Here is a 14,830-nt window from a genome sequence, read left to right as displayed (position 1 = left end):
AGCGGATCGCTGCGTCCATCCAGGAGAGCGCTCCGGAGGTTGTTCGGACGGGGTCCCGGGGGATGTTGTGGTTGGAGCCTCTGGTTGAGCTGGAGACATCGGCGGGGCGGGTCGGGTATGGGCCGGTCGCTCCGGAGGATGTGGATGGGCTGATCGCGGCCGGGATGCTCGACGGGGTGGACACCGGCAACTATCTGGGGCTGGTGCAGGAGCTGCCCTGGATGCAGCGGCAGGAGCGGTTGACGTTTTCGCGCGTTGGCGTGATCGATCCGCTGTCTGCCGCGGACTACGAAGCCCACGGTGGGATGAGCGGGCTGCGGAAGGCGTTCACGCTGACGCCGTCCGAGGTGGTCGAGACTGTCGTCGAGTCCGGGTTGCGCGGGCGGGGCGGGGCCGGGTTTCCGACCGGGATCAAGTGGCGGACGGTGCTTGGCGCCGAGGCGGATCTCAAGTTCGTGTGCTGCAACGCGGACGAAGGGGACTCGGGGACGTTCGCGGATCGGATGCTGATCGAGGGCGATCCGTTCACGGTGATCGAGGGGATGACGATCGCGGCGTACGCCGTCGGTGCCGCGGAAGGCTACGTGTACCTGCGATCGGAGTACCCGGATGCGGTCGCGACGCTCGAGGCGGCGATCGGGCGGGCGCACCAGGAAGGCTGGTTGGGGCCGGACATTCTCGGCTCAGGGTTCGGCTTCGACCTGCACCTCCGGGTCGGCGCGGGTGCGTACATCTGCGGCGAAGAGACGTCGATGCTGGAGAGCCTGGAGGGAAAACGTGGCATGGTCCGCGCGAAGCCCCCGATCCCTGCGCTACAAGGGCTCTTCGGCCGGCCGACCGTCGTCAACAACGTGTTGTCCCTGGCAACAGTCCCGACTATCCTCGCCAACGGAGCCGCGGCCTACGCCGATTACGGCACCGGCCGTTCCAGAGGCACCAGCGTGTTCCAGCTCGGCGGGAACGTCGCCCGCGGCGGGATCGTCGAGACCGCCTTCGGCATCACCCTCGGCGAACTGGTGAACGATCTCGGCGGCGGAACCGCCAGTGGACGGCCGACGAGAGCCGTCCAAGTCGGTGGACCGCTCGGTGCGTACCTACCCGTCGAGCAGTTCGACCTGCCGATGGACTACGAAGCGTTCGCCGAAGCCGGGGCGATGGTCGGGCACGGCGGGATCGTGGTCTTCGACGACACCGTGGACATGGCCGCGATGGCACGGTTCGCGTTCGAGTTCTGCGCGGCCGAATCGTGCGGCAAATGTACGCCGTGCCGGGTCGGCGCGGTCCGTGGCGTCGAGACGATCGACCGGATCGTGGCCGGCACCGAGCGCGACAAGAACCTCGTCGTCCTCGAGGACCTGTGCGAACTGATGACCGACGGCTCGCTCTGCGCGATGGGCGGCCTCACCCCGATGCCAGTACGCAGTGCCGTCCGCCATTTCGGAGAGGACTTCCACGCATGACCCTGCTCAAAGAGCCCGATTTCGGTACGCCGGCCCGCGCCGGCGAGGCCACCGTCGACCTGACCATCGACGGGGTCGCCGTGAAGGTCCCACCTGGTACGTCGGTGATGCGAGCGGCGAAGGAGGCGGGTGTCGACGTACCGAAGCTGTGTGCGACCGACAACCTGGAGGCGTTCGGGTCGTGCCGGTTGTGCGTGGTCGAGATCGACGGGGTGAAAGGCACTCCGGCCTCCTGTACGACGCCGGTCCGCGACGGCATGAACGTCCGTACCCAGAACGAGCGGCTCGGGAAGCTGCGACGCGGCGTGATGGAGCTCTACATCTCCGACCACCCGCTGGACTGTCTGACCTGTTCGGCCAACGGTGACTGCGAACTGCAGGACATGGCCGGCGTCACCGGGCTGCGCGAGGTCCGGTACGGCTCGGGGGTCGAGGCCGGCGCGAACCACATGGATCTCCCGACCGACACCTCCAACCCGTACTTCGATTTCGAGGCGTCCAAGTGCATCGCCTGCTCGCGCTGCGTCCGCGCCTGCGACGAAGTACAGGGAACGCTGGCGCTGACGATCGAGGGGCGTGGGTTCGACTCCAAGGTCGCGGCCGGCGCCGGGGTGCCTTTCTTCGAGTCGGACTGTGTGTCGTGCGGCGCGTGCGTGCAGGCCTGCCCGACCGCGACGCTGCAGGAGAAGTCGGTCGTCGAACTGGGCATGCCGACGCGGACCGTCCTGACGACGTGCGCGTACTGCGGTGTGGGCTGCTCGTTCAAGGCCGAGCTGCGCGGCGACGAACTGGTCCGGATGGTCCCGTACAAGAACGGCGGTGCGAACGAAGGCCACTCGTGCGTGAAGGGCCGGTTCGCGTTCGGGTACGCCAGTCACCCGGACCGCGTGCTCGAGCCGATGGTCCGCGACACGATCGCCGACGATTGGCGGACCGTTTCCTGGGAGGAGGCGATCACGTTCACCGCGCGGCGGCTGCGCGAGATCCAGGCGCAGTACGGCCAGGGTTCGATCGGTGCGATCACGTCGTCGCGGACCACGAACGAAGAGGTGTACGCGGTCCAGAAAATGGTCCGGGCCGTTTTCGGAAACAACAACGTCGACACCTGCGCACGGGTCTGCCACTCGCCGACCGGGTACGGGCTGAAGCAGACCTTCGGGGAATCCGCCGGAACGCAGGACTTCCGTTCCGTGGACGAGTCCGACGTGATCCTGGTGATCGGGTCGAACCCGACCGACGCGCACCCGGTCTTCGGATCCCGGATGAAGCAGCGGATCCGCCAGGGCGCCAAGCTGATCGTGATCGATCCCCGCCGGATCGATCTGGTCCGGTCGCCGCACGTCGAGGCGGCGTACCACCTCGAGCTCGCGCCCGGGACGAACGTCGCGATCATCAACGCGCTCGCGCACGTGGTGGTGACCGAGGGCCTGGTCGACCGGGAGTTCGTCCGCAGCCGGTGTGAGGACTTCAAGGCGTGGGAAACGTTCATCGCGCAGCCGGAACACAGCCCGGAAGCAGTTTCCGGGATTTCCGGCGTACCGGCGGACGCGATCCGCGCGGCGGCCCGGCTGTACGCGACCGGCGGGAACGCGGCCATCTACTACGGTCTCGGCGTCACCGAGCACAGCCAGGGCTCGACGATGGTGATGGGGATGGCGAACCTGGCGATGGCGACCGGGAACATCGGCCGTGCCGGCGTCGGGGTGAACCCGATGCGCGGGCAGAACAACGTGCAGGGATCCTGCGACATGGGTTCGTTCCCGCACGAGCTGCCGGGATACCGGCACGTGTCCGACGACGATGTGCGGTCGATCTACGAGCACCTCTGGGGTACGCCGATCCTGAACGAACCGGGGCTGCGGATCCCGAACATGTTCGACGCCGCGATCGACGGATCGTTCAAAGCGCTGTTCGTGCAGGGCGAGGACATCGCGCAGTCGGACCCGAACACGCAGCACGTCTTCGCGGCGCTCGGCGCGCTGGACCTCCTCGTGGTCCAGGACCTGTTCGTCAACGAGACGGCGAAGTTCGCGCACGTTCTGTTGCCGGGGACATCTTTCCTGGAGAAGGACGGGACGTTCACGAACGCCGAGCGGCGGATCAACCGGGTGCGGCCGATCATGGCGCCGCGGACCGGGAAGCAGGAGTGGGAGATCGTCTGCGAGATCGCGCAGGCGATGGGGTACCCGATGCACTACGACTCGGCCGCGCAGATCATGGCCGAGATCGCGCTGACCACCCCGACGTTCATGGGGGTGTCGTTCGCCAAGCTGGACGAGCTCGGGTCGATCCAGTGGCCGTGCAACGTCGAGCATCCGGACGGTACGCCGATCATGCACGAGGACGAATTCACCCGCGGCAAGGGCCGGTTCATGGAGACCGTGTACGTGCCGACCTCGGAGCGGTCCACGCGGAAGTTCCCGTTGATCCTGACCACCGGGCGGATTCTCTCGCAGTACAACGTCGGCGCGCAGACTCGTCGTACTGCGAACGTCGCGTGGCACGCGGAGGACGTGCTGGAGATCCATCCCCACGACGCCGAGGTGCGGGGTGTCTCGGACGGGGACCTGGTCGCCCTGTCGAGTCGGGTGGGGCGGACCGAGTTGCGAGCCAGGATCTCCGACCGGATCCCGGTCGGGGTCTGTTACACGACCTTCCACCACCCGGTCAGCGGCGCGAATGTCGTCACCACCGACAACTCGGACTGGGCCACCAACTGCCCGGAGTACAAGGTCACCGCGGTCCAGGTGGACCTGATCCCGGCCCCGGTCGCAACGGACGCGGTACCCGAACCGGTCGTTGCAGGAGGCAACCGATGAGTGGCGGCGTGCCGCCGTACGTGCGGTTGGCGAACGAGATCGCCGCCCAGTTCGCGCACCGCTCCCCCGAGGACGCCGCCACGGCGATCGCCAACCATCTGAAGGCGACCTGGGATCCACGGATGAAGCAGGCCCTGATCACGCACGCCGAGTCCGGCGCCACCGACCTCTCCCCCGCGGCGGCCCTGGCCGCCCGCCGCCTCCAGGCGGCGCGGTGACCCATCCCACACCGTCCGGCGGGCCGGGTCCGTTCGACAACCGGGTGTGGGTTGGAGAGGGTAGTCGGGTGGAGGACGAGGGCCGCGGTCTTCGGGCCCGGCGAGAAGCCGTGGCATGGGATCTGGCCCGGGTGCTGGCCCATGCGGCGGCACGGCCCGGGAAGGCGGTTTCGCGCGGGTTGGCCGAGGCTGACGGGTGCGTGCTGGGTACGCCGTTGGTGTCGCCGGGCGCGGTCCCTCCGGTCGATCGGGCCGCCATGGACGGGTACGCCGTACGCGGTGATGGTCCATGGCAGGTGATCGGTCACCTACGGGCCGGCGCAGCGGATCCCGGGACGTTGGCGGACGGGCAGGCGACCGGGATCGTCACAGGAGCGGCGATACCGGCCGGCGCGACGTCCGTGGTGCGCTCGGAGGACGCGATCGTGACGGGTGATCGGCTGGAAGGGCCGGCCGAGGACGGCCGCCACATCCGCCGGGCCGGCGAGGAGTGCCAACCCGGCGACCAGCTGCTCCCGGCGGGAGTGATCGTCGACCCGGCGGTCCTCGGACTGGCCGCGACGGTCGGCCTCAACCGACTGACCGTCATCCCACCACCGACGGTCGCCGCCCTGGTGACGGGCGACGAGCTGGTTCACCGCGGACCTTCCGGCCCGGGCCGAGTACGCGACGCGATCGGGCCCATGCTCCCAGGCCTGATCACCCGCGCGGGCGCGCGAGCTACGCCCGTACAGCACCTGTCCGACTCCCGCGACGACCTGATCCAGGCACTCCGCGAGTCCGAGGCTGAGCTGATCCTGGTCTCCGGTTCGTCAGCTGCCGGACCAGCGGATCATCTGCGGCCGACACTCAACTCGCTGGGTGCGGAGTTCATCGTGGACGGGGTCGCCTGCCGACCTGGTCATCCCCAAGCCCTGGCTCAGCTGACCGACGGCCGCCTGGTCCTCGGACTGCCCGGGAATCCGTTCGCCGCGCTCGTCGCGTTCCTCACGATCGGCGTCGCGACCATCAGCCGGATGCGTGGTCTCCGGCTCCCCGAACTCACCCACATCGCCGTACCTGGCGGTGTCCCGTGCCATCCGACGAGCACCCGGCTCGTACCGGTCCGGCTCACGTCACACGGCGCCGTACCGATCGGCCACGGCGGATCCGCCATGCTCCGCGGCCCCGCAGCTGCCGACGCCCTCGCCGTTGTCGCCCCCGGCCCAGCAGAGGCGATCGCGGCCCGTCTCCTCCCCCTCAACCCCGATATCGGCTAAATGTCGAGCCCGCTGGGGCTCGTCCGACGTACCGGGCATGAACGACTACGGAGTGACCGGCTCGACCACCGACGTCGAGGTACTGATCAAGCTGCCGATCCGCGAGCTGTGGTCCGGCATCACCGCGATCGACCGGTACGGCGAGTGGAGCCCGGAGTGCTACTACGGCGCCTGGCTCGACGACCGGATCGAGAAAGGCGCCCGATTCGAGGCGCGCAACCGCTTCCGGGACGGCTTCGAGACCTACGTGACCTGCACGGTCACCGTCGCCGAGGCGCCGTACCGCTTCGGCTGGGACGTGTACGGCGACGAGGAGGTGCCGTTCGCTCACTGGGAGTACGAGATGGAGGACCACGGCACGGAGACCCTCGTCCGCCAGACCTTCACCCACGGCCCCGGCGACAGTGGCCTGCGGAAGGGCGCGAGCGAGGACCCGGACCAGGCTGCGGAGGTCATCCAGGGCCGACTCGATCAACTGGCGGCGAACATGCGATCAACCCTCACCGCCATGGAGTCAGCACTCAGGAAGCCTCGCTAGTGCTGGGCTGGGACGGGCCTACCCACAGGCACTCGGCGGTGCCGGCTTCCAGGTGCTCCTGGTAGACGCTGACCTTGTGGCTGATGACGTTCAGGCACTCGGTGAGGTCCTGGATCTGGGACGTGACATGGTCCTGATGGCTGCGAAGCAGGGCCAGCCGGTCCTGCTCGTTGCCGGGGCCTTGCCGGACCAGGTCGGTGTACTTGCGAATGGTGTCGAGCGGCATCCCGGACGAGCGGAACTTGATGCACATGTCCAGCCACTCGACATCGTCCTCGGTGTAGACGCGCCGGCCGTTCGACTCCCGCCGCACCTGATCGGCCAGCAGACCCTCGCGCTCGTAGAACCGGAGGGCGTGCACGCTCAACCCGGTCCGCTCCGCCACCTGCCCGATACTCATTCCACGCATGGGGCACCCTAACTCCGGACCAAGTCAGAGCAGGGGTTTGAGCGCTTCGAGGGCTCGCTGTACCTCGTCCTCCGTGGAGTAGATGTGGAACGACGCCCGCAGCTTCCCGTCGCGTACGGCGGCCCGGATGCCCGCGGCCGCGAATGCCTCCTGTGCACCGGGGAGCCTCGTGCTGACGATCGCGCTGTTCGACGGCTCCAGGCCGAGGCCGGTGCGGAACTCGTTCGCCAGTTCGAGGTTGTGCCGGTGGATCGTGTCGACGCCGATCTGCTCGATCAGTTCGAGCGCCGGCGCCGCGCCGACGAAACTGAACCAGGCCGGCGACTGGTCGAACCTCCGCGCGCCCGGAGCGAGATCCATCACCGGTCCGTAGTACGAGCCGTGCACGTCCCGTCCGGCGTACCATCCGGCGGCCGACGGGCGGCAGCGCTCCTGCAGCCGCGGCGACAGGTACCCGAAGGTCGCGCCGCGCGGCGACATCAACCACTTGTAGCTGTGAGTGATCAGGGCATCGATGCCGTCGATCCGCAACGGCAGCCAGCCCAGCGCCTGCGATGCGTCGATCACCACCAGCGCACCGATCTCCTTGCCGGCAGCGATCACCGCGGGCAGGTCGAGCACGACGCCGGTCGACGACTGCACCGCACTGACTGCCACCACGTCGATCCCCGGCTTGATCGCAGCCACCAACTCGGCGCCCGGTACGGCGATCAACTCGATGCCACGGTCCGCGTGCACCTGCCACGGGAACACGTTCGACGTGAACTCGACGTCGTCGGTCAGCACCTTCGCACCATCGGGCAACGCCGCAGCGATCGGCGCGATCGCCGCCGACACCGTGCTACCGACGAACACGTCAGCGACATCCGCCCCGATCAGCCGGGCGAACGCCTCCCGGGACCGCGTGGTCGACCTGTCCCACGGCTCCCAGCTCGTCTTGCCGACCCGCCAGTCGGAGAGTGCTGCCTGCAACGCCTCCCAGGCCGGCTTCGGCGGCAGTCCGTACGACGCGGTGTTCAACCAGCCCGGCTCCGGCTCCCACAGCCCAGCAATGTCCATCCCGCCACTGTAGGTCGGGCTTGACTTAGACAGCGCTCTAGCTCTTACGGTGCGAGACGGTGACCGATCGGAACACGAGGAGCTGTCGACATGCGCTATCGCACGCTGGGTGGGACCGGGATCGAGGTCAGTGAGTACTGCCTCGGGACGATGATGTTCGGGGCCGCCGGCAACCCGGACCACGAGGACTGCATCCGGATCATCAACACCGCGCTGGACCAGGGGATCAACTTCGTCGACACCGCCGACATGTACTCCGCCGGCGAGTCCGAGCAGATCGTCGGCAAGGCCATCAAGGATCGCCGCGACGACGTCGTCCTCGCGACCAAGGTGCACTTCCCGCTGGGCGAAGGGCGCAACCGGAGCGGGAACTCGCGGCGCTGGATCACCCGCGCGGTCGAGGACAGCCTGCGCCGGCTCGGCACGGACTGGATCGATCTCTACCAGATCCACCGGCCGGACCACACCACGGACATCGAGGAAACCCTGTGGGTGCTGAGCGATCTGGTCACCGCGGGGAAGATCCGCGCGTTCGGCTGCTCGGCGTTCCCGGCGGAGGAGATCGTGGAGGCGTACCACGTGTCCAGCCACCGTGGGTTCGGGCGGTTCCGGACCAACCAGCCGGTGTACTCGATGATTGCCCGCGGCATCGAGCGGTCGGTCCTGCCGACCTGCCGGCGGCTCGGGATGGGCGTGCTGACGTACAGTCCGCTCGCGTTCGGTTTCCTGTCCGGGAAGATCCGCAAGAACCAGTCGCTCGACCTGTCTGCCCGAGCCGCGCTCGCCCCGGCCCGCTTCGACCCGGCGCTGCCCGGGAACGCCGCGAAGTACGCCGCTCTCGAGCCGCTGATCGAAGTTGCCGACAGCATCGGTACGACGCTGCCCGAGCTGGCGATGGCCTTCGTCACCGCACACCCGGCCGTCACGTCGGTGATCTCCGGCCCGCGTACGATGGAGCACCTCGAGGGCCTGCTCAAGGCCGCCGACCTGACCCTCGACGACAAGACCCTGGACCGGATCGACGAAATCGTCCCCCCAGGCACCGACCTCTACACCGTCGACGGTGTCTGGCAGCCCCAATCCCTCACCGATCTCACTCAGCGTCGCCGGTGATCACCTGCTGCTGACGGAACTCTGTGCGGCAGGCCAGGCCGTATCGTGGTCTCAGTAACCATTGCCAGGGAGGGTGCGATGAGTTTCGACAGGCCAGGACTGCCACACCCAGGTCACGAGCTGGATCCCGCGGTCGAGGACGCGCTCCGGGAGGAGGGCGTCGAGCTGACCGACGACGAGCTGGACATCCCGGAGCACCCGGGCAGCCGCTCCGCCGGCCCACAGCCCAACCCGCCACGCCGCCCGACTCACGACGAGGCCCCCGCAGAGGAGTGAGCCCTGCATTACGGTTGCTGCCCATGAGGGTCATGCCATGGCGGTGACGATGCGTGACGTCGCGCGTGCAGCCGGGGTGTCGCCGAAGACGGTCTCGAACGTGATGAACGGGTATCCGTACATCCGCGCCGAGACCAGGACCAGGGTGCTGGCCGCGATCGATGCCCTCGGCTACCGGATGAACCTCTCCGCCCGGAACCTCAAGTCCGGCCGGACCGGCGTCATCGGCCTGGCCGTCCCCGAGCTCAGCAACCCGTACTTCGCCGAGCTCGCCGACGCCGCGATCGCGGCCGCCGGCGAGCACGGCCTGACGGTGATGATCGAGACCACCGGCGCCGACCGCGGACGGGAGCTGACCGCGCTGGCCCGGCCGCGCGGGCACCTGGTCGACGGCCTGCTGTACAGCCCGCTCGGCCTCGGCCCCGAGGACGTCGACCAGCTCCGCACGCACACCCCGATGGTGCTGCTCGGCGAGCGGATCTTCCACGGCCCGGTCGACCACGTGATGATCGACAACGTCGAAGGCACCAAGGCCGTCGTACGGCATCTGCTCGACCAGGGCCGCCGGCGGATCGCGGTGATCGGCATCCGGCCCCGCGAAGGCGTCGGCACCGCGGCCATCCGGTACGGCGCCTACGCCGAGACGCTGGCGGAGTACGGCGTTCCCGTGCCGGAGGAACTCGCCGTCTCGGGCGGGAAATGGCACCGGTCGAGCGGGGCGGATGCGATGGCGGAGCTGCTCGGGACCGGGCAACCGTTCGACGCCGTCTTCGCCCTCAACGACACCTTGGCGCTCGGCGCGATCCGGGCGCTCGCCGCGCGCGGTGTGCGGATCCCGGACGACGTGGCGGTAGCCGGCTTCGACAACATCGACGAGGCCAGCTACAGCAGCCCGACCCTGACCACCGTCGACCCGAACCGGGTGCACATCGCCCGGACCGCGGTCGAGCTCCTGGTCCAGCGGATGGCAGGCGACGTCTCCGAGCACCACGAGATCATCGCCCCCTACGAACTCCACAGCAGAGAATCCACCCTCGGCCCGAACTGAAGCCTTGACGGTCCCTGAGCCCTCGGGCATCCTCTCTACACCGATGTAGTACATCGGTGTAGAGAATCGTGCTCCACTCCGCCCTGGAGGACCGATGCCCCCTGATCAACCACCCTCCCGCCCGGGGCGCCGAGCCGTACTTGGTGGCGTACTCGGCGCCCTCGCACTGACCGGCTGCGGCAGCTTCGGATCCAAGCCCAAGGTCCGGGAATGGAACCTCTTCGGCGGCGGCGACGGTGCCCGGCTGCTGCAGATCCATCAGCAGTACGTCGCCGAGCATCCGGACGTCGCGTTCCAGGCACACACGCTGGCCTGGGGTCCGCCGTTCTACACCAAGCTCGCGATGTCCGCGGCCGGTGGTCGCGCGCCCGAGGTCGCGACCATGCACATGTCCCGGCTGAAGGGATTCAGCCCGACGACGATGCTCGACCCGATCCCGGTCGACCTGCTCGAGAACGCCGGCGTACATCAGTCGGACTTCCTGCCCGCGACCTGGGACCGCTGCGTCATCGACGGCAAGCTGTACGCCGTTCCGCTCGACCAGCACCCGTTCGTCCTCTACTACAACCTCGAGATCTGCAAGAAGGCCGGCCTGCTCGGATCGGACAACAAGATCAAGCCCGTCAAGGGCGTGACCGCGTTCCTCGACATGCTCCGCGCCGTCAAGGAGACCACCGGCAAGTACGCCGTATCCGTCGACACCACCAGCCCGTGGCGGCTGTGGTGGACGCTGTACGGCCAGCTCGAGGGCGAGTTCTTCAGCCCGGACGGCAAAGAGCTGGTGATCGACGACGCCAAAGCACTCGAGGCCCTGGACCTGATCGCGAAGCTCGCGAGCGACGGCCTCACGCCACGGTCGGCGAACTACGCGGCCCTGGTCGCCCAGTTCAGCAACGGTGAGGCCGGGCTGAGCTTCAACGGCGAGTGGGAGGTCACGACGTACCAGACCGCGAAGCTGCCGTTCAGCATGGCGCCCTTCCCGGTTGTGTACGACGTGCCGAAGTTCCAGGGCGACTCGCACACCTTCGTGCTGCCGCATCAGGCCCACCGCAACGCCGACGACACGAAGGCGACGATCGAGTACATCGCCTGGATGCTCAAGCACAGCGTCGAATGGGCGGCCGGCGGCCACATCCCGGCGTACCAGCCGGTGGTGAAGAGCCAGGAGTACCTGGACCTCAAGCCGCAGGCGGAGTACCGCAGTGTCGCGCCGAACGTGTTCTACGACCCGGACGCGTGGTTCAGCGGTTCGGGTGCGCAGCTGGAGAACGAGTCCGCAGCGGCCTTCAGCGGGATCGCGACCGGACAGGCCACGCCGAAGACCGCGCTCGCGCAGTTCAAGGCGGCCACCCAGAAGCTCCTCGACACCCCGTCCCCGGTCTGACAGGAGAACGCCCATGCAAAGACCGGATTGGAAGGAACGTTGGAGCGGGCTGTTCTTCGTGGCTCCGTTCCTGGTGCTGTTCGCGCTGTTCATGCTCTGGCCGATCGTCTCCGGCCTGTGGAACAGCTTCTTCAACACGAGCCTGGCCGGCGTCAAGCACCAGTTCCTCGGCCTGCAGAACTGGCAGGACTTGTTCGGCGACCCGGCCGTCTGGTCGTCGCTGAAGAACACGCTCGTCTTCACCGCGATGAGCACGCCGCCGCTGGTGATCATCGCCCTCGTCATGGCGCTGCTCGCGAACCGCAAAGGCCTGCTCGGCTGGCTGCTGCGCTTCTCGTACTTCGCTCCGTTCGTCCTGCCGGCGACCGTGGTGACGCTGATCTGGGTGTGGATCTACCAGCCCGGGTTCGGACTGGTGAACGGACTGCTGACGGCCGGCGGATTCGCCGAGATCGACTGGCTGAACACCGAGAACCGGGCCATGCTCGCAGTGGTGATCACGACCGTCTGGTGGACGGTCGGGTTCAACTTCCTGCTCTATCTCGCTGCCCTGCAAGGGATTCCAGCCCAGGTCTACGAAGCGGCCGCGATCGACGGTGCGGATGGGAGACAGCAGCTCTTCCGGATCACGCTGCCGTTGCTGAGCCGGACCACCGGGCTGATCGTCGTACTGCAGCTGGTCGCGTCGCTGAAGATCTTCGACCAGATCTACCTGATGACGAACGGCGGACCGAACTACGCCACCCGGCCGGTCATCCAGTACATCTACGAGACCGGCTTCACCAGCTACCGGATCGGGTACGCGTCGGCGATCTCGTACCTGTTCTTCGCGATCATCGTGATCGTCGCGCTGGCCCAGTTCAAACTGTTCTCCGGCCGGAAGGAGGCCGTCGGATGAGGACCTCCTGGACCTACCCGAAGGTGGCCACCACCGTCGGCGCGGTGATCCTCGCCGTCGTCTGGCTGGTTCCGTTGCTCTGGGCATTGGACACCTCGCTCAAGCCCGAGCCGGAAACGACCCGCTCCCCGATCACTTGGTTGCCTAACGCACCGACCACCGACGCCTACCGCAGCGTCATCGACCAGGGCGACCTGATCCGCTGGTTCCTGAACAGCAGCGTGGTTTCCGTGCTCGTCACCGCCTTGACGCTGCTCGTCTCCGTACTGGCCGCGTTCGGCTTCTCCCGTACGACGTTCCCGGGCCGGCGGGTGCTGTTCGGCCTGATCATCGCCGGGATCCTGGTACCGCCGCAGGTGCTGATCGTGCCGTTGTTCCAGGAGATGACCGGGCTCGGCCTGGTCGACACCTACTGGGGCATCGTGCTGCCGCAGGTGGTGGCGCCGGTGATGGTGTTCGTGCTGAAGAAGTTCTTCGACGGCATCTCCCGCGACTACGAGGACGCCGCCCGGGTCGACGGCGCGTCCCGGTGGCGGATCGTCTGGAGCGTGATGGTGCCCATGTCGCGGCCGATCCTGGTTGCCGTCGGCATCTTCACGTTCATCGGGGCCTGGAACAACTTCCTCTGGCCCTTCATCGTGACCACCGACCCGTCGATGATGACGATCCCGGTCGGCCTCGCCAACGTGCAGGGCTCGTACGGCCTGCGCTACGCCCAGATCATGGCCTCGGCCGTGCTGGGCGGTCTTCCACTGCTGATCGTCTACGCCTTGTTCCAGCGCCATGTCGTCCGCGGTGTGGGCGACGCCGGTATCAAGGGCTAGACCCACGACAGGAGCAACCTGGTGCCCGCTGCCAATCTGACCATCGACCCCGCGTTCACGATCGCGCCCGTGAACCGCAGGACCTTCGGGACGTTCGTCGAGCACATGGGCCGGTGCGTCTACACCGGTATCTACGAGCCCGGCCACGCGACAGCCGACGAGGACGGCTTCCGCAATGACGTCCTCGAGCTGACCCGTGAGCTCGGCGTCTCGGTTGTCCGTTACCCCGGCGGCAACTTCGTCTCCGGCTACCGCTGGGAGGACGGCGTCGGACCGCGGAGCGAGCGGCCGCGCCGGCTCGACCTGGCCTGGCACAGCGTCGAGACCAACGAGTTCGGTCTGGACGAGTTCAGCCGGTGGTGCGCCAAGGCCGGCGTCGAGCCGATGATGGCGCTCAACCTCGGGACCCGCGGCGTCCAGGAGGCGCTCGACCTGCTGGAGTACACGAACCACCCGGGCGGTACGGCGTTGTCCGACCTGCGCGAGCAGCACGGCGCAGCGCCGTACGGGATCAAGTTGTGGTGCCTGGGCAACGAGCTGGACGGGCCGTGGCAGGTCGGGCACAAGACGCCGACGGAGTACGGACGGCTCGCGGCGGAGACGGCCCGGGCGATGCGGATGATCGACAAGGACCTGCAGTTGGTCGCCTGTGGCTCGTCGTCGTCCGCGATGCCGCTGTTCGGTGCGTGGGAGCGGGAGGTGCTGCGGGAGACGTACGACTTCGTCGAGTACATCTCGTGTCACGTGTACTACGGCAACGACGACGGCGACACGGCATCGTTCCTGGGGTCGGCGGTGAACATGGACCGCTTCGTCGATGCGGTGGTGGCGACCGCGGACCATGTCGGTGCGGAACTCAAGAGCAGCAAGAAGATCGGGATCTCGTTCGACGAGTGGAACGTCTGGTACAAGGATCGCTCGCGCCGGACCGACGAGGACGGGGACGGCTGGGCGGTGGCGCCGCGGCGGATCGAGGACGAGTACAACGTCACCGATGCTGTTGTCGTCGGCAACCTGCTGATCTCGTTGCTGCGACACAGCGACCGGGTCGGGGTCGCCTGCCTGGCGCAGCTCGCGAACGTGATCGCCCCGATCATGACCGAGCGCGGCGGCCCGGCCTGGCGGCAGCCGACGTTCCACCCGTTCGCGATCACGTCCCGGCTCGCGTCCGGCCAGGTCCTCCGGGTGGAAACCGAGTCACCGCTGACCACGACAGCGAAGTACGGCGACATTCCGGCGGTCGACGCGGTCGCGACCTACGACGAGGGCCGGGTCGCGGTCTTCGCCGTCAACCGGTCGACCGAGGCCCCGGTCGAGATCACGGTCGACGTCAGCCGAGCCGGAGCGACCAGGATCGACGAGGCGTGGATCGTGCACGACGAGGACGGTCTCGCGACGAACTCGGCCGAGCACCCCGACCGGGTCACTCCACGCCCGGTCGAAGCCCGGCTGCAGGACGGCAAACTGACCGTGACGCTCCCCGCCATCAGCTGGACAGCCGTTTCACTGTCGACTGACTGACCCT

14 protein-coding genes are annotated in these 14,830 nt (G+C 68.0%); 12 read left to right on the top strand and 2 right to left on the bottom strand.

The window, feature by feature from the left end; genetic code table 11:
* The first annotated feature begins 62 nt into the window (after positions 1-62).
* The 5 genes from OHA18_RS18485 to OHA18_RS18465 all read left to right on the top strand — a co-directional run bounded on the left by OHA18_RS18485 (position 63) and on the right by OHA18_RS18465 (position 6,294).
* The gene (locus OHA18_RS18485; protein ID WP_329005361.1) at positions 63-1,460 is read left to right on the top strand and encodes an NADH-ubiquinone oxidoreductase-F iron-sulfur binding region domain-containing protein; all 1,398 of its coding nucleotides are present in this window, start codon (positions 63-65) and stop codon (positions 1,458-1,460) included.
* The gene (gene fdhF, locus OHA18_RS18480) at positions 1,457-4,279 is read left to right on the top strand and encodes a formate dehydrogenase subunit alpha (protein ID WP_329005360.1); all 2,823 of its coding nucleotides are present in this window, start codon (positions 1,457-1,459) and stop codon (positions 4,277-4,279) included. Before OHA18_RS18485 ends, fdhF begins: the two co-directional genes overlap by 4 nt.
* The gene (locus OHA18_RS18475; protein ID WP_329005359.1) at positions 4,276-4,497 is read left to right on the top strand and encodes a formate dehydrogenase subunit delta; all 222 of its coding nucleotides are present in this window, start codon (positions 4,276-4,278) and stop codon (positions 4,495-4,497) included. Before fdhF ends, OHA18_RS18475 begins: the two co-directional genes overlap by 4 nt.
* A 110-nt stretch (positions 4,498-4,607) precedes the next feature.
* The gene (locus OHA18_RS18470; RefSeq protein WP_329005358.1) at positions 4,608-5,756 is read left to right on the top strand and encodes a molybdopterin molybdotransferase MoeA; all 1,149 of its coding nucleotides are present in this window, start codon (positions 4,608-4,610) and stop codon (positions 5,754-5,756) included.
* Between the two features lie 37 nt (positions 5,757-5,793).
* On the top strand, positions 5,794-6,294 hold the full coding sequence (locus tag OHA18_RS18465; RefSeq protein ID WP_329005357.1) for an SRPBCC family protein: 501 nt from the start codon (positions 5,794-5,796) through the stop codon (positions 6,292-6,294).
* Here OHA18_RS18465 and OHA18_RS18460 read toward each other — a convergent pair.
* Both OHA18_RS18460 and OHA18_RS18455 read right to left on the bottom strand, forming a co-directional pair.
* Entirely contained in the window at positions 6,278-6,694 is a 417-nt protein-coding gene (locus OHA18_RS18460; protein WP_329005356.1) for a MerR family transcriptional regulator, read from the bottom strand. The two genes, OHA18_RS18465 and OHA18_RS18460, sit on opposite strands and share 17 nt — an antisense overlap.
* 33 nt (positions 6,695-6,727) lie before the next feature.
* On the bottom strand, positions 6,728-7,762 hold the full coding sequence (locus tag OHA18_RS18455) for an aminotransferase class V-fold PLP-dependent enzyme (RefSeq protein WP_329005355.1): 1,035 nt from the start codon (positions 7,760-7,762) through the stop codon (positions 6,728-6,730).
* 90 nt (positions 7,763-7,852) lie between these two features.
* Here OHA18_RS18455 and OHA18_RS18450 point away from each other — a divergent pair, with 90 nt between their 5' ends.
* From OHA18_RS18450 to arfA, 7 genes are all read left to right on the top strand, one after another.
* On the top strand, positions 7,853-8,875 hold the full coding sequence (locus OHA18_RS18450; protein ID WP_329005354.1) for an aldo/keto reductase: 1,023 nt from the start codon (positions 7,853-7,855) through the stop codon (positions 8,873-8,875).
* Between the two features lie 78 nt (positions 8,876-8,953).
* Positions 8,954-9,151, top strand: coding sequence for a hypothetical protein (locus tag OHA18_RS18445; RefSeq protein WP_329005353.1), 198 nt, complete (start codon positions 8,954-8,956; stop codon positions 9,149-9,151).
* Between the two features lie 37 nt (positions 9,152-9,188).
* Positions 9,189-10,199, top strand: a complete 1,011-nt coding sequence (locus OHA18_RS18440; RefSeq protein ID WP_329005352.1) for a LacI family DNA-binding transcriptional regulator — start codon at positions 9,189-9,191, stop codon at positions 10,197-10,199.
* 94 nt (positions 10,200-10,293) lie between these two features.
* On the top strand, positions 10,294-11,583 hold the full coding sequence (locus OHA18_RS18435; protein WP_329005351.1) for an extracellular solute-binding protein: 1,290 nt from the start codon (positions 10,294-10,296) through the stop codon (positions 11,581-11,583).
* A gap of 13 nt (positions 11,584-11,596) precedes the next feature.
* Positions 11,597-12,481, top strand: coding sequence for a carbohydrate ABC transporter permease (locus OHA18_RS18430; RefSeq protein WP_329005350.1), 885 nt, complete (start codon positions 11,597-11,599; stop codon positions 12,479-12,481).
* Positions 12,478-13,305 carry a carbohydrate ABC transporter permease gene (locus OHA18_RS18425; protein WP_329005349.1) on the top strand — a complete coding sequence of 276 codons (828 nt, stop codon included), beginning with the start codon at positions 12,478-12,480 and terminating at the stop codon, positions 13,303-13,305. The genes OHA18_RS18430 and OHA18_RS18425 overlap by 4 nt, the downstream gene beginning before the upstream one ends.
* 21 nt (positions 13,306-13,326) lie before the next feature.
* Positions 13,327-14,826, top strand: a complete 1,500-nt coding sequence (gene arfA / locus OHA18_RS18420) for an arabinosylfuranosidase ArfA (protein WP_329005348.1) — start codon at positions 13,327-13,329, stop codon at positions 14,824-14,826.
* The last annotated feature ends 4 nt before the right edge of the window (positions 14,827-14,830 follow it).

Origin of the sequence: Kribbella sp. NBC_00709 (assembly GCF_036226565.1) — a bacterium.
Taxonomy (GTDB): domain Bacteria; phylum Actinomycetota; class Actinomycetes; order Propionibacteriales; family Kribbellaceae; genus Kribbella.
Note: the sequence above shows the minus strand (reverse complement) of the source record. Positions and strands in the feature narration are given on the sequence as shown.